The organism is Spirillospora sp. NPDC052269 (assembly GCF_040679435.1).
Lineage (GTDB): Bacteria > Actinomycetota > Actinomycetes > Streptosporangiales > Streptosporangiaceae > Spirillospora.
Genome location: NZ_JBFAUU010000010.1, coordinates 312,779 through 328,981, shown reverse-complemented (window position 1 = coordinate 328,981; position 16,203 = coordinate 312,779). Strand labels below are relative to the sequence as shown.

Annotated in this window: 20 protein-coding genes; 15 read left to right on the top strand and 5 right to left on the bottom strand. The window is 68.8% G+C overall.

The annotated features are described in order from the left end of the window. Nucleotides 1–309: 309 nt before the first annotated feature. On the bottom strand, nucleotides 310–684 hold the full coding sequence (locus AB0L06_RS23395) for a hypothetical protein (RefSeq protein ID WP_500233188.1): 375 nt from the start codon (nucleotides 682–684) through the stop codon (nucleotides 310–312). A gap of 202 nt (nucleotides 685–886) precedes the next feature. On the opposite strand from AB0L06_RS23395, the gene AB0L06_RS23390 reads away from it, so the two are divergent. The 4 genes from AB0L06_RS23390 (at nucleotide 887) to AB0L06_RS23375 (ending at nucleotide 5,388) form a co-directional block, all read left to right on the top strand. Next, nucleotides 887–1,642 carry a polysaccharide deacetylase family protein gene (locus AB0L06_RS23390; protein WP_500233187.1) on the top strand — a complete coding sequence of 252 codons (756 nt, stop codon included), beginning with the start codon at nucleotides 887–889 and terminating at the stop codon, nucleotides 1,640–1,642. Nucleotides 1,643–1,841: 199 nt separating this feature from the next. Next, nucleotides 1,842–2,363 (top strand): DUF1707 and DUF4870 domain-containing protein, encoded by a 522-nt coding sequence (locus AB0L06_RS23385; RefSeq protein ID WP_500233186.1) that lies wholly within the window; start codon nucleotides 1,842–1,844, stop codon nucleotides 2,361–2,363. A gap of 295 nt (nucleotides 2,364–2,658) precedes the next feature. After that, the gene (locus AB0L06_RS23380; protein WP_500233185.1) at nucleotides 2,659–4,026 is read left to right on the top strand and encodes an FAD-binding oxidoreductase; all 1,368 of its coding nucleotides are present in this window, start codon (nucleotides 2,659–2,661) and stop codon (nucleotides 4,024–4,026) included. Between the two features lie 96 nt (nucleotides 4,027–4,122). Beyond that, nucleotides 4,123–5,388 carry a class I SAM-dependent methyltransferase gene (locus AB0L06_RS23375; RefSeq protein ID WP_500233184.1) on the top strand — a complete coding sequence of 422 codons (1,266 nt, stop codon included), beginning with the start codon at nucleotides 4,123–4,125 and terminating at the stop codon, nucleotides 5,386–5,388. 134 nt (nucleotides 5,389–5,522) lie between these two features. Here the strand turns inward: AB0L06_RS23375 and AB0L06_RS23370 are convergent, their stop codons facing one another. Continuing rightward, entirely contained in the window at nucleotides 5,523–6,311 is a 789-nt protein-coding gene (locus AB0L06_RS23370; protein WP_500233183.1) for a hypothetical protein, read from the bottom strand. Nucleotides 6,312–6,384: 73 nt separating this feature from the next. Here AB0L06_RS23370 and AB0L06_RS23365 point away from each other — a divergent pair, with 73 nt between their 5' ends. Further along, nucleotides 6,385–7,935: a GMC family oxidoreductase gene (locus AB0L06_RS23365; protein ID WP_500233182.1), complete on the top strand. Its 1,551-nt coding sequence runs from the start codon at nucleotides 6,385–6,387 to the stop codon at nucleotides 7,933–7,935. Nucleotides 7,936–7,976: 41 nt separating this feature from the next. Here AB0L06_RS23365 and AB0L06_RS23360 read toward each other — a convergent pair whose 3' ends face one another. Beyond that, the gene (locus tag AB0L06_RS23360) at nucleotides 7,977–9,350 is read right to left on the bottom strand and encodes an aspartate aminotransferase family protein (protein WP_500233181.1); all 1,374 of its coding nucleotides are present in this window, start codon (nucleotides 9,348–9,350) and stop codon (nucleotides 7,977–7,979) included. Nucleotides 9,351–9,529: 179 nt separating this feature from the next. On the opposite strand from AB0L06_RS23360, the gene AB0L06_RS23355 reads away from it, so the two are divergent. From AB0L06_RS23355 to AB0L06_RS23345, 3 genes are all read left to right on the top strand, one after another. Continuing rightward, nucleotides 9,530–10,420 (top strand): alpha/beta fold hydrolase, encoded by an 891-nt coding sequence (locus AB0L06_RS23355; RefSeq protein WP_500233180.1) that lies wholly within the window; start codon nucleotides 9,530–9,532, stop codon nucleotides 10,418–10,420. Nucleotides 10,421–10,485: 65 nt separating this feature from the next. Further along, nucleotides 10,486–11,790: a cytochrome P450 gene (locus AB0L06_RS23350; RefSeq protein ID WP_500233220.1), complete on the top strand. Its 1,305-nt coding sequence runs from the start codon at nucleotides 10,486–10,488 to the stop codon at nucleotides 11,788–11,790. A 54-nt stretch (nucleotides 11,791–11,844) separates the two neighbouring features. After that, the gene (locus AB0L06_RS23345; protein ID WP_500233179.1) at nucleotides 11,845–12,165 is read left to right on the top strand and encodes a hypothetical protein; all 321 of its coding nucleotides are present in this window, start codon (nucleotides 11,845–11,847) and stop codon (nucleotides 12,163–12,165) included. A gap of 12 nt (nucleotides 12,166–12,177) precedes the next feature. Here the strand turns inward: AB0L06_RS23345 and AB0L06_RS23340 are convergent, their stop codons facing one another. Next, complete coding sequence (locus tag AB0L06_RS23340; RefSeq protein ID WP_500233178.1) at nucleotides 12,178–12,909, bottom strand: SDR family oxidoreductase; 732 nt, start codon at nucleotides 12,907–12,909, stop codon at nucleotides 12,178–12,180. A 102-nt stretch (nucleotides 12,910–13,011) separates the two neighbouring features. Here AB0L06_RS23340 and AB0L06_RS23335 point away from each other — a divergent pair, with 102 nt between their 5' ends. Next, nucleotides 13,012–13,869, top strand: coding sequence for a helix-turn-helix transcriptional regulator (locus tag AB0L06_RS23335; RefSeq protein ID WP_500233177.1), 858 nt, complete (start codon nucleotides 13,012–13,014; stop codon nucleotides 13,867–13,869). Here AB0L06_RS23335 and AB0L06_RS23330 read toward each other — a convergent pair. Then, nucleotides 13,823–14,311, bottom strand: coding sequence for an ATP-binding protein (locus tag AB0L06_RS23330; protein ID WP_500233176.1), 489 nt, complete (start codon nucleotides 14,309–14,311; stop codon nucleotides 13,823–13,825). The genes AB0L06_RS23335 and AB0L06_RS23330 overlap by 47 nt on opposite strands. Before the next feature lie 117 nt (nucleotides 14,312–14,428). On the opposite strand from AB0L06_RS23330, the gene AB0L06_RS23325 reads away from it, so the two are divergent. The 6 genes from AB0L06_RS23325 to AB0L06_RS23300 are packed head-to-tail and all read left to right on the top strand — an operon-like array spanning nucleotide 14,429 to nucleotide 16,186. Beyond that, nucleotides 14,429–15,265, top strand: a complete 837-nt coding sequence (locus AB0L06_RS23325) for a helix-turn-helix domain-containing protein (protein WP_500233175.1) — start codon at nucleotides 14,429–14,431, stop codon at nucleotides 15,263–15,265. Beyond that, nucleotides 15,258–15,449 (top strand): DUF397 domain-containing protein, encoded by a 192-nt coding sequence (locus AB0L06_RS23320; RefSeq protein WP_500233174.1) that lies wholly within the window; start codon nucleotides 15,258–15,260, stop codon nucleotides 15,447–15,449. The genes AB0L06_RS23325 and AB0L06_RS23320 overlap by 8 nt, the downstream gene beginning before the upstream one ends. Beyond that, on the top strand, nucleotides 15,442–15,633 hold the full coding sequence (locus AB0L06_RS23315; protein ID WP_500233173.1) for a DUF397 domain-containing protein: 192 nt from the start codon (nucleotides 15,442–15,444) through the stop codon (nucleotides 15,631–15,633). Before AB0L06_RS23320 ends, AB0L06_RS23315 begins: the two co-directional genes overlap by 8 nt. Continuing rightward, nucleotides 15,630–15,821 (top strand): DUF397 domain-containing protein, encoded by a 192-nt coding sequence (locus AB0L06_RS23310; RefSeq protein WP_500233172.1) that lies wholly within the window; start codon nucleotides 15,630–15,632, stop codon nucleotides 15,819–15,821. Before AB0L06_RS23315 ends, AB0L06_RS23310 begins: the two co-directional genes overlap by 4 nt. Continuing rightward, on the top strand, nucleotides 15,814–16,005 hold the full coding sequence (locus tag AB0L06_RS23305; protein ID WP_500233171.1) for a DUF397 domain-containing protein: 192 nt from the start codon (nucleotides 15,814–15,816) through the stop codon (nucleotides 16,003–16,005). Before AB0L06_RS23310 ends, AB0L06_RS23305 begins: the two co-directional genes overlap by 8 nt. After that, nucleotides 15,998–16,186: a DUF397 domain-containing protein gene (locus AB0L06_RS23300; protein WP_500233170.1), complete on the top strand. Its 189-nt coding sequence runs from the start codon at nucleotides 15,998–16,000 to the stop codon at nucleotides 16,184–16,186. Before AB0L06_RS23305 ends, AB0L06_RS23300 begins: the two co-directional genes overlap by 8 nt. The last annotated feature ends 17 nt before the right edge of the window (nucleotides 16,187–16,203 follow it).

Below are 16,203 nucleotides of genomic sequence, written 5' to 3'. Positions count from 1 at the left end.
CTTGTGGATCACGTGTTTGGGCGTGCTTCTGTGTCGCGGGTTTGCTCTGTCACGCGTGCTTTGTGGCGCGGGTTCGCTCTGTCATGCGTGCCTTGCGCAGCACTTGGACTTGGCCCTGGGGGCCTTCTGGGCGTTAGGCGTGTGGTGGTGGCGTGAAGGGGGGCTTGTCGGCTCGTGCTTATTCGCGCCCTGTGCGGCACTCTTGGGGTGAGGGATCGCGGTGTTTGCGGGTGGGGATCGGATGGGTCGCCAGGGGAGGTGGGCGGCTTTGGTGCGACCTTTTCCGGGGCGGAGTTGAGGGCGAGTGGGTTAGGGGCGGCGGACGGCTTCGCCGGGGGTGCCGGGGTCGATTCGGCGGGCGCGGTTGCGTTCGTTCCAGGCGCGCATGCGGGGCGGGTAGCCGACGATCTGGACGTCGTAGATGGGGAGGCCGAGGTCGCGGGCGACCTTGCCGATGACCTTGGGGGAGCCTACGCGGCGGCGGGTCCATTCGCCGTCGGTGGCGACGGCGACGGCGGTGGTGTCGGTGGCGAAGGTCTCGGGTTCCACAAAGAACTCGACGCCCAGGCGTGAGCGGGCGAAGGCGATCAATGCCTCGATGTCGCTGTCGGTGGCCTCGCGGTCCAGCTTGGCGACCGTTGTTCCGCGGTTCTTGCGGATTCCGAAACGATCTCGGAATCTCATCGTGTCCCGTCCGTTCCCTCTTGTGAGTGGTCGATTAAGGCGTCAACGATCGCCGGGGGGACAACGGTTCCCCGACATTCGGCGCGTCCCGGGCGGACGGCGTCAGGTGGGCCTAGACTGGCGGACTCCGATGATCAATGCAACGGGCACGCCGGGAGGCGTCATGATGGGGCAGGCGTTGGTCCGACGAGGAGCCGTGGCGATGACCGTCGCCGCGGCCTGCGGGTGGGTGACATTCGCGACCCCCGCGAACGCGGCCGGACACGCCGGTCTGGCCGCCACGCGGCAGACGGTGAACCAAGCGCAGCCGATGAGCGCGCGGCGGCCGGTGGCCGCACCCCCTCGGAAGATCGATTGTCGCAAGGTCAAGTGCATCGCGCTGACGTTCGACGACGGGCCGGTGTCAGGGACCGGCAAACTCTTGAAGTATCTGGCGGCCCGGCACGTCCGGGCGACGTTCTTCCTGGTGGGGCAGAACGTCAAGTCCCATCCGGAGATGGTGCGGAAGGAGCTCGCGGCCGGGCACGAGGTCGGCGACCACAGTTACACCCACGCCCAGCTGACGCGGCTGTCGAGCGCGGGGATCAAGAGCGAGATCACCAAGACGCAGAAGGCGATCCACGCGGCGAGCGGGTTCACGCCGAAGCTGATGCGTCCGCCCTACGGGGCGACCAACTCGCGGGTGGCGACGGTGACCAAGCGGCTCGGGATGCCGCAGATCATCTGGGCGGTCGACCCGCTGGACTGGCGTGACCGGAACAGCAAGACGGTCGAGAGCCGCGTGGTGAGCCACGCGCGGCCGGGATACATCGTGCTCATGCACGACATTCACCCGACGACGGTCGCCGCGGTTCCGAAGATCATCAGTCGGCTGGCGGCGAAGGGATACGTCTTCGTGACCGTTTCCGAGCTGTTCGCCAATCACCTCACCCCCGGGAAGACGTACGCGAGGCGGTAGTCCTCCGTCCGGTCTCTTGGCGGCCGCCCTCGGCTCGAAGTTTCGGGTCGGGGGCGGCCGTTTCTCGTCGGCCGGCCTTGAATCTCGAATTCCGGCTCCGGGACGAATCCACGTGGTCCATGTGGATGGGGGCGTCTCAGGGGCGGGTCAGGGACTTCCCTGATGGTGGGACGGGCGCGGGCGGGAGCACCATGGGGATATGGACAGCGGGTATGCGGACCTGAGGGTTTCGGACGCGGAGCGTGAGCAGGTCGTCGAGCGGCTTCAGAATGCCTACGCCGAGGGGCGCCTCGACCATGACGAGTTCGACATGCGGACGCATCTGGCGATGACGTCCAAGACGCGACGGGACCTGGACGCGGTCCTGATCGATCTTCAGCCGGTCCCGGCGGCGGCGGGGCGGACGCCGGTCGCGGTCGCGGGTCCGTCGACGTCCGAGGAGCGGATGCTGGCGGCGGTGTCGCACGGGCTCGGGTACTTCACCCTGTTCGTCGGGCCGCTGATCATGATGCTGACGGCGGGGAAGCGGTCGGCGTACGTGCGGCAGCACGCTGTGGAGGCGCTCAACTTCCAGCTGACCGTCCTGCTGGTGACGCTCGTGACGTTCGGGCTCGGGTCCATCCTCTACGCGGTGACGTGGCTCATCGCGGGGGTGGCGGCGGCGTTCGCGCTCACCGGGCAGTCGTTCCGCACGCCGTTCATCGCCCGCCTCGTCAAGTAGCGGCTCCGTGCGGCGAGGCGCGGCCGGAGGTCGTGTCGCCACCGTCACGCGCTGTCACGGATCGGGTCGCCCGGACGCGTTCGGGCGACCCTCCGGCTGGTCGGTGGCCTGTCCCGGCCACGAGTGAAACGATCGTCCCTGACGGCGGTGAGGGCCGTATCGCCTGCGGAAACGTGGGCGCATCAGGGGGCAGGATGGGGTGGTTTATTCCCGTCCGGGCCTGTGACGACCCTCTCGCCAATTTTGTATGGAACATACATGGGATGATCTGTTTACTGTGTGCGGGAGGGGCTAGATGACGGAGCTTGCGGTCAACGACGATCATCAGCGCGCGGTCGAGGCGCTGCGCCGGTCCTACGAGGCGATCCCCCAGGGGGCGCCGGTACGGCTGGCGAAGAGGACCTCGAACCTGTTCCGCTGGCGGGATCCGGCACAGGGGCCGGGCCTGGACGTCTCGGGCTTCGGCCGGGTGCTGAGCGTCGACCCGGAGAGCCGGACCGCGCAGGTCCAGGGCATGACCACCTACGAGGACCTGGTGGACGCGACCCTGCCGCACGGCCTGATGCCCACGGTCGTCCCGCAGCTCAAGACGATCACGCTCGGCGGCGCGGTGACCGGGCTCGGCGTCGAGTCGACGTCGTTCCGCCAGGGGCTGCCGCACGAGGGCGTCCGGGAGCTGGACATCCTCACCGGCGCCGGTGAGATCGTCACCGCGACCCGCGACAACGAGCACTCGGACCTGTTCTACGGGTTCCCGAACTCCTACGGGACGCTCGGCTACTCGCTCCGCATCGTGATCGACCTGATCCCGGTCAAGCGGTTCGTCCGGCTGCGGCACCTGCGGTTCGACACCGCCGAGGAGCTCGCCCGCGCGATGGGCGCGATCAGCGGCTCGGGCGAGCACGAGGGCGAGGCCGTCGACTTCATGGACGGCACGGTCTTCTCGGCGGCCGAGCAGTACATCACGCTCGGGTTCTTCACCGACGACGCGCCCTACACCTCCGACTACACGGGCCAGCGGATCTACTACCGCAGCATCCAGCAGCGGTCGGTCGACTTCCTGACCGTCCGCGACTACATCTGGCGCTGGGACACCGACTGGTTCTGGTGCTCGGGCGCGTTCGGCGTGCAGAACCCGACCGTCCGCCGGCTGTGGCCGGACAAGTACAAGCGGTCGGACGTGTACCGCAAGCTCGTCGCCTACGACCGCCGCTACCAGCTCGTCGCGCGCGCGGACCGGTGGAGCGGCAAGCGTCCGCGCGAGGACGTCATCCAGGACATCGAGGTGCCGGTCGAGAACCTCCCGGCGTTCCTCGACTTCTTCCACGAGAAGGTCGGGATGAAGCCGGTCTGGCTGTGCCCGATCAGGGCCCGCGAGAACTGGCCGCTGTACCCGCTGGAGGCGGGCCGCACCTACGTCAACGCCGGCTTCTGGGGGACGGTCCGGATCCCGCCGGGCCAGATCCCCGAGTACCACAACCGGCTGATCGAGCGGACGGTCGCGGGGCTTGACGGTCACAAGTCCCTCTATTCGACGGCTTTTTACAGCCGCGACGAGTTCTGGAAGCACTACGACGGGCAGACCTATCGGCGGTTGAAGGGGACCTACGACCCGGACGCCCGGCTTCTGGATCTCTACGACAAGTGCGTGCGCGGACGCTGATCGTCCGCGGCATCGGGGGGAGGCCCCGGGCCCGGGGCCGGTGGTGAGTGACACCGTCGTCCCGCGGGCGCGGGGCGAAGAGACAGGAGGGATCACATGACGCTGGCCAGGGTCTTCGAAGAACTCATCGGGCCTGACGCGCCAGTGGAGTTCGTCGCCTACGACGGGTCGCGCGCGGGGCGCCCCGGGTCCGACATCCGGATCGAGGTGACCTCGCCGTACGCGCTGTCGCACATGGTGCACGCGCCGGGGTCGCTGGGAATCGCCCGGGCCTATGTCAGCGGCTTTCTCGACGTGCACGGGGACATGTACGAGACGCTGTCGACGCTGCAGAGGGTCATGGGGGACCTGAGCGGGCGGGACAAGGCGGGGCTGATGCGCGCGGTGCTGCGGGATCCGCTGCTCCGCGCGGCCGTCTCGCGTCGTCTCGACCCGCCGCCGCAGGAGGCGCCGTTCAGCCGCGTCCCGTCGTGGTTGCGGCACTCCAAGAAGCGGGACGCCAAGGCCATCTCGCATCACTACGACGTGTCCAACACGTTCTACGAATGGGTGCTCGGCCCGTCCATGGCCTACACCTGCGCGTGCTACCCGACGGAGACGGCCTCTCTGGAGGAGGCGCAGTTCAACAAGCACGACCTGGTCGCGAAGAAGCTCGGGCTCCAGCCCGGGATGCGGCTGCTGGACGTGGGCTGCGGCTGGGGCGGCATGGTCATGCACGCGGCCAAGGAGTACGGCGTCAAGGCGCTCGGGGTGACGCTGTCCAAGGAGCAGGCCGAGTGGGCGCAGAAGGCGATCGCCGAGCGCGGCCTCTCCGACCTGGCCGAGGTCCGGCACATGGACTACCGGGACGTGACCGAGACCGGGTTCGACGCGGTGAGCTCGATCGGCCTGACCGAGCACATCGGCAAGGACAACCTGCCGTCGTACTTCGGCTTCCTGTACGGCAAGCTCAAGCCGTACGGCCGGATGCTGAACCACACCATCACCCGTCCGGACAACCTCGCGCCCGCGATGAGGCCCGGCGGGTTCATCAACCGCTACGTCTTCCCGGACGGTGAGCTGGAGGGCCCCGGCTTCATCCAGCAGCAGATGAACGACGCGGGCTTCGAGATCCGGCACCAGGAGAACCTGCGCGAGCACTACGCGCGGACCCTGATGGGCTGGGGCCGCAACCTCGACGCCCACTGGGACGAGGCCGTCGCCGAGGTCGGCGAGGGCACGGCCCGGGTGTGGCGCGTCTACATGGCGGGCTGCGTCGTCGGGTTCGAGCAGAACTGGATCCAGCTGCACCAGACGCTCGGCGTGAAGCTGGACGAGGCGGGCGCGGCGCACATGCCGCTGCGTCCGACCTGGGCCTCCTGACCAGGCAAGGCGTCCGAAACCGAATAACGGACACCTGACGATAAGGGACGAAGCCCGGCGCGCGGGTCGAACGCGCGCCGGGCTTCGTGCCGTTTCCAGGATGGCTCGGGTGCGGATGCGGATCCGAGGGCGGCTCAGGTGAAGCGGAGGGTGGACGCGATGGCGTCGGCCTCGCTCGGCATGTGGCCCTGGCGGGCGGTGACGGTGACGACGCAGAGCCGGTCGGACCCGATGACCTCGTACTGGCGGCCCTCCAGGTTGCCTGTGGCGGTGCGCAGCGTGTAGTCGGCGCGCACACCCGGCTGCCCGGCCATCGGCATGTCGGTGGTGGTCACCTTGGTCGCGCCACCGCGGCTGAGGGCGGAGCCGATGGCGGACTTGAGCGTGTCGGGGGTGATTCCGGTGACGGTCTGGCACAGGCCGTTGACGTTGGTGGCGTATCCGTCCACGACCGACTTGGTGTCGACGGCGTAGATCGCGTGCCGGTCCCGGAGGCCGGCGAGATTCTGCTTGAGCGAGGCCTTGTCGGCGTCCTTGAGGCCGAGGCGGTCGAGGCCGTCCTCCATGTCGCCGGGGGTGAGCGAGATCGACGCCCAGGTCGGCGGGACGGCCAGGGCGAGCTTGTTCTCGGGGCCGCCGATGGTCTTCCAGCCGTTCGGGGTCGGCGCGGACGCCGGGTCGGCGGTGTCGGAGACGGAGGACGTGCTGGGTGACGCGGTTCCCGGGGGGATCGGGTCCGACCCCGAGACGGACCCGGCGTCGCCGAGGCAGGCGGACAGGGTCAGGGCCGCTCCCAGGGCGACGGCTGCGGATGCGAGCGCGCGGCGGGCCATCGGCAGGATCCTCTCGCCGGAAAGTTCTGCTTTGTTCCAGACGTGATCGTGGTACGGACGGTTCGGAAGGTGCACTGTGGCGTGCGTCACAGCACCTCAATCGGTCAGACCGAAAAGTGGTTGTCTCCAATCAACAGACAGTGCTGGTGGTATCTCTAAGGGTGTGGAATACGACTACGTGATCGTCGGCGCGGGATCCGCCGGAGCGGCGCTGGCGGCCCGGTTGTCCGAGGACTCCTCGGCCCGGGTCGCGCTGCTGGAGGCCGGCGGACCGGACCGGAGGCAGGAGATCCGCGTCCCGGCCGCCTTCACCAGGCTGTTCAAGACCACGCTCGACTGGGACTTCCAGACCGCCCGGCAGCCGGGGCTGGACGACCGCGAGATCTACTGGCCGCGCGGCCGGATGCTCGGCGGGTCGTCCTCGATGAACGCCATGATGTGGGCCCGCGGCACCCGCGCCGACTACGACGGCTGGAACGTCCCGGGCTGGACCTACGACGACGTCCTGCCGTACTTCCGCCGCGCCGAGGGCCGTGTCGGCAGCAACGCCGGCGACGTCTACGGGACGGACGGCCCGGTCACGATCTCCGAGCAGCGCGATCCGAACATCACGACCCGCGCGTTCCTGCGGACCTGCGAGGCGGCCGGGCTGACCCGCCTGGCCGAGCTGAACGGTCCCGACAACGAGGGCTACTCGATCGTCCCGGTGAGCCAGCGGCGCGGCCGCCGCTGGTCGACCGCCGACGCGTACCTGCGTCCGGCCCGGCGGCGCCGGAACCTGCGCGTCCTGACGAACGCGCACGTCTCACGCGTCCTGGTCGAGGACGGACGGGCCGTCGGCGTCCGGCTCGCGCGCGGCGGGGTCGTCACCGCGCGGCGCGAGGTCGTGCTCAGCGCGGGCGCGGTCGGCTCCCCGCACCTGCTCCTGCTGTCCGGCATCGGCGACCCCGACCACCTGCGTGAACACGGCGTCGAGCCGCTCGTTGAGCGGCCCGAGGTGGGACGCCACCTGCAGGACCACTTAACGATCATGATGCTCCGGCACTGCCCGGAGCCGGTCACCCTGGTCGGCGCGGGCCGCGGCGACGTCGCCCGGTACCTGCTGCTGCGACGCGGGCCGTTCACCTCGAACGTCGGGGAGGGCGTGGTGTACGCCCGCAGCGGTCCGGAGCAGGCCGCGCCCGACCTGGAACTCGTCTTCGGGCCCGTCCCGCTCATCAGCGCGGGGCTCGTCGAGCCGACCGAGCACGGCGTGACGCTGGGGGTCGTCCTGCTGCGTCCCGAGTCGTCCGGGCGGATCGCGCTCGGCTCGGACGACCCGTTCGCCAAGCCGCTGATCGACCCGGGGTACCTGTCCGCGCCCGGCGACCTTCCGCGCCTGGTCAAGGGCCTGCGGATGGGGGAGGCGCTGCTCGACACCGAGCCCGTGTCCCGGTACGCGACGCGTCCGATGACGCCGCTGCGGGACGGCGACGACGACGCGGCGCTGGAGGCGTACGTCCGGGCGCACGCCGAGACGCTCTTCCACCCGACCGGGACGTGCCGGATGGGCGCCGACGAGGACTCCGTCGTGGACCCCGGCCTACGCGTTCGCGGCGTCGACGGGCTGCGGGTCGCGGACGCGTCGATCCTGCCGGAGATCATCCGCGGGCACACGCACGCGCCGTCCGTCATGATCGGCGAGCACGCGGCCGACCTCATCCGCCGCGCATAGGTGAGGCGGGGCCGCGCGGGCCCCGCCTTCACGTTCTTTCCCTACAGCTTCGTCCAGGCCTCCGTGAGGACGGACCGCAGGATCTGCTCCATCTCGTCGAACTGCGCCTGGTCGCAGATCAGCGGCGGCGCGAGCTGGACGACCGGGTCGCCGCGGTCGTCGGCGCGGCAGTACAGGCCGTTCTCGAACAGGGCCTTGTCGAGGAAGCCGCGCAGCAGCCGCTCGGACTCGTCGTCGCTGAAGGTCTCCCGGGTGGCCTTGTCCTTGACCAGTTCGATCCCGTAGAAGTAGCCGTCGCCGCGGACGTCGCCGACGATCGGCAGGTCGAGCAGCTTCTCCAGGGTGGCGCGGAACGCGGCCTCGTTGCGGGACACGTGGCCGAGCAGGTCCTCGCGCTCGAACAGGTCGAGGTTGGCGAGCGCGACGGCCGACGACACCGGGTGCCCGCCGAAGGTGTAGCCGTGCGCGAACATGTTCGTGCCCTGCGCGAACGGCTCGAACAGCCGGTCCGACACGAGCATGCCGCCGAGCGGGGAGTACCCGGAGGTCAGGCCCTTGGCGAAGGTGATGATGTCCGGCTGGAAGTCGAACTTCTGCGCGCCGAACATCGTGCCGAGCCGTCCGAACGCGCAGATCACCTCGTCCGAGACGAGCAGGACGTCGTGCTTGTCGCAGATCTCGCGGACGCGCTGGAAGTAGCCGGGCGGCGGCGGGAAGCAGCCGCCGGCGTTCTGCACCGGCTCGAGGAAGACGGCGGCGACGGTGTCGGCGCCCTCGAACTCGATGGCCTCCTCGATCCGGTCGGCGGCCCAGCGGCCGAACGCCTCGGGGTCGTCGGCGTGCGCGGACGCGCGGTAGATGTTGGTGTTCGGGACGCGGAACCCGGACGGCACGAGCGGCTCGTACGGGGCCTTGATCCCGGGCAGTCCGGTCAGCGACAGCGCGCCGTGCGGGGTGCCGTGGTAGGCGACCGCGCGGCTGATCACCTTGTGCTTGGTGGGCTTGCCGACCAGCTTGAAGTAGTGCTTGGCGAGCTTCCAGGCGCTCTCCACCGCCTCGCCGCCGCCGGTGGTGAAGAAGACGCGGTTGAGGTCGCCGGGGGCGAGGTCGGCGAGCCGCGCGGCGAGCTCGACGGCCTTCGGGTGGCCGTAGGACCAGATCGGGAAGAACGCCAGCTCGGCGGCCTGCTTGGCGGCGGCCTGGGCCAGCTCCTCGCGGCCGTGCCCGGCCTGCACGGTGAACAGCCCGGCGAGGCCGTCCAGGTAGCGGCGGCCCTGGTCGTCGAAGACGTACGCGCCCTCGCCCCGGACGATCATCGGGATCTCGGCCCCGGCCGCGACCGGGGAGTGCCGGGCGAAGTGCATCCACAGGTGGTCGCGGGCGGCCGACTGAAGCGACTCGGACGGGTGTGTCATCACTCTTCCTCGCAAAGCCGAAGAATCCTCGCTGTCTGCGAGCGATCCAGTTGTCTAGATGCTAGCTAAGTACGGATTCCGATGTAAACAGGGCGTTGGGGTAACGGGATTCGCACATCTCGTGAGTCATCTCACGGTTCGATAGGCTCGTGGTGCCGAACGAGCGCTTGGGAGGTTCCGTGACGGATTCCGTGATCGGGGCGGGTGCGGTCGAGGCGAACGGGATGGAGTTCGGGTACCTGACGTCCGGGCCCGCGTCCGGGCCGCTGGCGCTGTGCCTGCACGGCTTCCCCGACTCGGCGCACACATGGCGGCGCCTGATGCCCGAGCTGGCCGCCGCCGGGTATCGGGCGGTCGCGCCGTTCATGCGGGGGTACGCGCCCACCGCGATCCCGGAGGACGGCGCGTATCAGACGGGCGCGCTCGCCGCCGACGCGAATGCGCTGCACGAGGTGTTCGGCGGGGACGACGACGCCGTCCTGATCGGGCATGACTGGGGAGCGTCGGCCGCCTACGCGGCGGGGGCGTCCGCACCGGAACGGTGGCGTCGGGTCGTCACCCTGGCCGTCCCGCCGATGGGCGCGATCCTCCAGACCTTCTTCTCCTATGAGCAGCTCAAGCGTTCCTTCTATGTCTTTCTCATGCAGACACCGCTGGCGGCGATGGCGATGACCGAGGACTTCGTCGCCGGGCTCTGGCGCGACTGGTCGCCCGGCTATGTCGCGGCGGACGACGTCGCGCGCTTCATGCGCTGCATGGCCACGCCCGCGCACATGGAGGCCGCGATCGGTTACTACCGGGCGATGCTCGACTCGTCCTCGCACCTGCCGCGATATGCCACCGAGCAGGACGCGACGTCGCGTCCGGGGAAGAGGCCCACGCTCTACCTGCACGGCGCGTCCGACGGGTGCTTCGGCGCGGACGGCGTGTTCGGCGACCGTGCCGCGCTCATGGCCGCGCTTCCGCCGGACTCGCGCGCCGAACTCGTCCCGGACGCGGGTCACTTCCTCCATCTGGAACGTCCGGACGAGGTGAACCGCCACATCCTCGACTGGATCACTGCCCGCTGAAGCCGGGGGTTGACGCAAGCGCTTGCTTTGCCACGATGGAGGGACGTGCGCGAGAGGCGGTGACCATGTCCGGCCCGGACGACCTCCACCATCACACGAATCCCGACGGATCGAACATCGACCTGGCGGACGTCAACCCCGGGGAGCTGGCGTTCTGGGCGAAGTCCTGGGAGGACCGCATCGCGGCGTTCGCGGCGATGCGGCGGGCGGACCGTCCGGTGCTGTTCCCCGAACCCGAGATGCCGTGGATGGAGGCGTTCGGGTTCGAGCGCGGGAACGGGCACTACGCGCTGGTCAGGCACGCGGACGTGGTCGAGGCGAGCCGGCGTCCGGAGGTGTTCTGCTCCTCACGCGGCACGATCGCCGGGACGCTCGACCCGCCGCCGGAGTTCATGGAGTACTTCGGATCCATGATCACGATGGACGACCCGCGGCACGCCCGCCTGCGCCGGATCGTGTCGCGCGCCTTCACCGCCCGTGTGATCGCCCGCATCACGGGCGCGATCGACGCCGCGGCCGTCCGGGTCATCGAGGACTTCCGGCCCGAGGGCGGCGGCGACTTCGTCACCGAGGTCGCCGGACGGCTCCCACTAAAGATCATCTGTGACCTGATGGGCGTCCCGCCGGAGTGGCACGACCGCGTCTTCGAGCTGTCCAACATGATCATCGGGACGTTCGACCCCGAGTACATGCCCGACCTCGCCGAGTTCGGGCCGAACGTGATGGCGGCGGGCGAGGAGCTGCGGCAGATGGTCCACGCCATCGCCGCCGAGCGCGCGGACCGTCCCGAGGACGACCTGACCTCCGTCCTCACGCACGCGAACGTCGAGGGCGAGTCGCTCACGGACGCCGAGATCGGCTCGTTCTTCATCCTGCTGATCGTCGCGGGCAACGAGACGACGCGGAACGCGATCGCGCACGGCCTCGACCTCCTCACCCGGCATCCCGAGCAGCGCGCGCTCTGGACGTCCGACTTCGAACGGCTCGCGCCGACCGCCGTCGAGGAGATCGTCCGGTACGCGAGCCCGGTGAACCTCATGCGCCGGACGGTCACCCGCGACCACGAGCTGCGCGGACAGCGGTTCAAGGACGGCGACAAGGTCCTGATGTACTACTGCTCGGCCAACCGCGACGAGTCGGTGTTCGACGACCCCGACACGTTCGACATCACCCGCGCCCCGAACCCGCACCTCGGCTTCGGCGCCCCCGGCCCGCACTTCTGCCTCGGCGCGCACCTCGCCCGGCAGGAGATCACCGTGATGTTCCGCGAGCTGTTCCGCCGCCTGCCCGACATCCACACCACGGCGCCCCCCGAACGCCTCGAGTCCAACTTCATCAACGGCATCAAGCACCTGGAGTGCGCCTTCTGACCGTCACCCGGACAGCTCGGTAAGGAACTCCTCCGGCTTCACGAGCTCCTCCAGATGGGCGACGCCGTGCCGGAACGACGGCCCAGCCGCGCGATGGTCATCGCCGTCGAGTTCGCCCAGGCCGTCCAGCGTCCAGGTGAGGGCGGCGGGGCCGTGGTGGTCGCCCGAACCGAGGAGGACGCCGATCCGGATGTCCGCCGCGTCGGACGCGTGTTCGGCGACATGCCTGGCCAGCAGGTTCGAGACGCCGGGGACGCCCGTCCCGTCCCGACGCTGGAACGGGACTGGGTGCGCGCCGCCCTGGCCGAGGAGACCCTGCTGCGCGAGGACCTCTGGGCCGCGACCAGCCTGATGCGCATGCTCACCGACCTCTGACCGCCGGCGGCGTCACCAGGCGAGCGGCTCGGTTCCCGTGAAGAAGCCGCCGGACGGGCCGTCCTCGGGCAGCAGCGCGAGCGGCACGACGTAGCCCGCGCCCTGCTCGGTCGTCTGCCAGCCGGTGTGCCCGTTCAGGTCGGTGGCCGTGTAGCCGGGGTTGGCCGCGTTCACCTTGATGCCGGTGTCGGCCAGCTCCTTCGAGTACGCCAGGGTGATCCCGTTCAGGGCGGTCTTGGACGAGTTGTAGGCCAGCAGGTTGAAACCGTAGTAGCGGCTGTCCGGGTCGCTGAGCAGGGAGATCGAGCCCAGCTCGCTCGACACGTTCACGATGCGCGCGGCGTCCGCGCGGCGCAGCAGCGGCAGCATCGCGTTCGTGACGGCCACGACGCCGAACACGTTGGTCTCGTACGTCGTCCGCAGCGCCGCGACGGTCAGCTCGCTCGGCGAGACGCCCGCCTCGTCCGGAGCGATCGCGGCGTTGTTGATGAGGACGTCGAGCCGTCCGAACTCGGCCTCGATCCACTTCGCGGCGTCCTGGACGGTCTCGTCGTCGGTCACGTCCAGTCGGACGAACCGCGCGTCGAAACCCTCGCCGGTGAGTTCGGCCGCCGCCTTCTCGCCGCGCTCCCGCGACCTCGCCCCGATGAGGACGGTCATCCCCTCGCGGCCCAGCATCCGTGCGGTCTCGAACCCGATTCCCTTGTTGGCCCCGGTGATCAGGGCAATGCGCTTCTCGCTCATGCCGAACAGCTTGGCCGCAGCGGTCCGCGTGGAGGAGAGACTGTACGAAGCTGGGATCGGCGGTACCACCCTTGGAGTCTGAAACCCAGACAGAATGGACGGGTGGAGAAGGCCGAGCTCGCACAGTTCCTGCGCACCCGCCGCGCCCGCATCAGCCCGCGGGACGTGGGCCTGCCATCCGGTTCGCGACGCCGCACGCCCGGCCTGCGCCGCGAGGAGGTCGCGCGCCTGGCGGACATGTCGGTGGACTACTACATCCGGCTGGAGCAGGCGCGCGGGCCCAACCCGTCTAGGCAGATTCTCGCCGCGTTGGCGCGCGCCCTACGGCTCAGCGACGACGAGCGGACGCACCTGTTCCATCTGGCGGGCGAGCCGCCGGTCCCTGCCCAGGGGCCGCCGCAGGACGTCCCGCCCGGCATCGTCCACCTGCTGGAACGCCTGGACGACACGCCCGCGTACGTGCTGGACGCGGCGTACAACGTCCTGGCGTGGAACGCGATGGCGGCGGCGCTCCTCACCGACTTCTCGGAGAAGCCGCCCCGCGACCGCAATCCGCTCCGCTGGTTCTTCCTGGCCGCGGGGGCCGAGCGGATCGCCGTGGACGACGAGTACTACCAGTTCGCCCGCTCTTCCGCCGCCGACCTCCGCGCCGCCCGCGGTCGCTACCCGAACGACCCCGGCATCCGGGATCTGATAGCGGAGCTGACGGAGAACAGCGAACTGTTCCGTCGCGTATGGGCGGAGCACGAGGTGGACATCCAGCGGACCACCATGAAGACGACGGTTCACCCGGTGGTCGGTCCCATGCGGTTGCACTGCGATGTACTGGTCGTCCCAGAGAAGGACCAGAAGGTCATCCTCTACACGGCGACCCCGGGAACGGACTCACACGAGGCGATGAAGTTGCTCCGCGTCATCGGCACTCAGAAGTTCGCGACGGAGCAGTCTCAGCTCCCATGACGGATTCCCGTCCGTTCCCATAGGCGAGGGGCACGGACAGCGCCGCCCACACGATTTTGATCCCGCCGCACGTGAACCGGTGGCCGTACCGGTTGGCGAGGGCGCGCACCATGAAAAGGCCGCGTCCGGATTCGGCGAGAAGGTCGAGCTCCTGCGCGGGCGCGGGCCAGAGAGGCTCGTCCGGCGAATGGTCGTACACCTCGATGACGACCTGCTTCTGATCGAGGATGAGTCGCAGCCCGAAAAGCGTCCCCTGTGACTGGACGGCCGCCACGTTCGCGACGAACTCACCCACGATCGTCTCCGCGTCGTCCCGCAACTCAGGCAGCCCCCACTTGTCGAGAACCTGCCTGGTCAGAAGCCGTGCCGTGTCGGACGCGTCCGCGTTGACGAACAACGCCCGCCGAAACATCCCCCCGCCGTCCCCTACCTGATCGTCCACGCTGGCCACCCGCCTTCCGCTGAGAACTTGTGGTGCGAGTCACACAGTTCCCCTGACGCAACGTGATGTCGCGTGTACCGTCGGCATCCGGGAAACGTTGGGAAAGTGAGGTGCTGCATGGCCACACGTGAATCGTTGCTTCGGCTTCCGGACCCCAAGAGCAGCATGTGGAATCTCACCGCTCACTACCTGCGGCAGACGCGGAAACGGAAGGGTTTGTCCGGGGAGGCGCTTGGTCGGGCTCTCCAGATCAGCAAGTCGAAGGTCTCCCGCATCGAGCGAGGTGAGGAGCGTCTCGACCTCGACCTAGCCAAGAAGGCCGACAAAGCCTTGGGCACCGCTGACCTGTTCATGCTGCTGGTCTGGTATGCCAGCTTTGGGCATGACCCGGAGTGGTTCCCGCAGTACCGGAGGTTCGAGCAGCAGGCGACATGGCTTCGCCTCTATGAGGCGGAGGTCGTCTCCGGGCTCTTCCAGACCGAGGACTACGCGCGGGCCCTGTTGGTCTCGTCCATTGAGACCGACATCGAGGGCCTTGTGATGGAGAGGGTCCAGCGTCAGGAGGTGCTCGCGCGCGAGGGCGACCTCCCCAATGTCTCGATGATCCTCAGTCAGAATGCCCTGGAGTGGCCGGTCGGATCCCCGCGCATCATGCGCGAACAGCTCGGACGGCTGCTCGAGGTCGCCGAACTGCCGAACGTCATGGTCAGAGTGGTTCCCCGTACGTGGGAATGTGGTGCGCACGCCGGGCTTGTGGGCTCATTCCACCTCCTGACAGGAGACACGTGGGGAGAGGTCGCGTATACGGAGGCACCGGGCACGGGACGTTTGATCTCGTCACCGGCCGAGGTGCTGAAGTACGCTCTGAGGTACGAGCGGATCAGCGGATCGGCCCTGAGTGTGGAGCGCTCGATCGAGCTGATCCGGCGAGTTATGGAGGCGTTCCGTGACTGATCAGCCCGTATGGCGCAAGGCCAAGGCCAGTGGCCCCGAGCAAGGGGCCTGCATCGAACTCGCTGACCTGACGACTGCCGTCGGTCTTCGCGACAGCAAAGCTCCCGGCGTGGGACATTTGAGTCTGTCCCGCTCTGCACTCGCCGACTTGATCGGACGTGTGCGCGGGGCTTCCAATGAATGATCAAGCTGTCTGGCGAAAGTCGAGCCACAGCGGCACGGAACAGAGCACCTGCGTCGAGCTGGCCGACCTGTCCAGTGCCGTCGGCGTCCGCGACAGTGAGGCTCCGGAAATGGGTCGCCTGATCCTGACGCGTTCTACGCTCGCTGACCTCCTGGGACGAGTCAGGGATGCGTCCGATGAGTGACCCGGCCGGCCATCTGGCGCAAGTCGAGCCGTAGTGGGACGGAGCAGGGTGAGTGCGTCGAGCTGGCAAGCTTGGCCCACGGCATCGGCCTTCGTGACAGCAAGGCACCCGAAGCGGGCTACCTGAGCTTGTCTCGTTCGGGGCTGGCTGAGCTGCTCGGGCGTGTGAGTGAGGTGTCCCATGGGTGATCCGTCGGTGTGGCGTAAGTCGAGTCACAGCGGTACCGAGCAGAGTGAGTGCGTCGAGTTGGCTGATCTGGTCGGTGGTGTTGGCCTTCGGGACAGTAATGCTCCCGAGGCTGGTCATCTGACTCTCTCGCGTTCGGCGCTGGCTGAGCTGCTTGAGCGTGTGAGCGAGGTGTTCCATGAGTGATCGGGTGGTGTGGCGTAAGTCGAGCCACAGTGGCACTGAGCAGAGTCACTGCGTTGAGGTCGCTGACCTGGTCGATGTTGTTGGAGTTCGTGACAGCAAGGATCCAGGTGGCGGGCATCTGAGGGTGTCGCGCGCGGGGCTGGCCGAGTTGTTCGGGCGGATTGGGGTTGACAGCGACTGAGGCGCTGCGACTGTCGA

What these genes read in the sequence shown, in the direction of transcription:
- AB0L06_RS23360 (WP_500233181.1), bottom strand. Translation starts at nt 9,350, where the DNA reads ATGACACACCCGTCCGAGTCGCTTCAGTCGGCCGCCCGCGACCACCTG.
- AB0L06_RS23390 (WP_500233187.1), top strand. Translation starts at nt 887, where the DNA reads ATGACCGTCGCCGCGGCCTGCGGGTGGGTGACATTCGCGACCCCCGCG.
- AB0L06_RS23300 (WP_500233170.1), top strand. Translation starts at nt 15,998, where the DNA reads ATGAGTGATCGGGTGGTGTGGCGTAAGTCGAGCCACAGTGGCACTGAG.
- AB0L06_RS23375 (WP_500233184.1), top strand. Translation starts at nt 4,123, where the DNA reads ATGACGCTGGCCAGGGTCTTCGAAGAACTCATCGGGCCTGACGCGCCA.
- AB0L06_RS23325 (WP_500233175.1), top strand. Translation starts at nt 14,429, where the DNA reads ATGGCCACACGTGAATCGTTGCTTCGGCTTCCGGACCCCAAGAGCAGC.
- AB0L06_RS23395 (WP_500233188.1), bottom strand. Translation starts at nt 684, where the DNA reads ATGAGATTCCGAGATCGTTTCGGAATCCGCAAGAACCGCGGAACAACG.
- AB0L06_RS23380 (WP_500233185.1), top strand. Translation starts at nt 2,659, where the DNA reads ATGACGGAGCTTGCGGTCAACGACGATCATCAGCGCGCGGTCGAGGCG.
- AB0L06_RS23340 (WP_500233178.1), bottom strand. Translation starts at nt 12,909, where the DNA reads ATGAGCGAGAAGCGCATTGCCCTGATCACCGGGGCCAACAAGGGAATC.
- AB0L06_RS23385 (WP_500233186.1), top strand. Translation starts at nt 1,842, where the DNA reads ATGGACAGCGGGTATGCGGACCTGAGGGTTTCGGACGCGGAGCGTGAG.
- AB0L06_RS23305 (WP_500233171.1), top strand. Translation starts at nt 15,814, where the DNA reads ATGGGTGATCCGTCGGTGTGGCGTAAGTCGAGTCACAGCGGTACCGAG.
- AB0L06_RS23350 (WP_500233220.1), top strand. Translation starts at nt 10,486, where the DNA reads ATGTCCGGCCCGGACGACCTCCACCATCACACGAATCCCGACGGATCG.
- AB0L06_RS23345 (WP_500233179.1), top strand. Translation starts at nt 11,845, where the DNA reads ATGGGCGACGCCGTGCCGGAACGACGGCCCAGCCGCGCGATGGTCATC.
- AB0L06_RS23315 (WP_500233173.1), top strand. Translation starts at nt 15,442, where the DNA reads ATGAATGATCAAGCTGTCTGGCGAAAGTCGAGCCACAGCGGCACGGAA.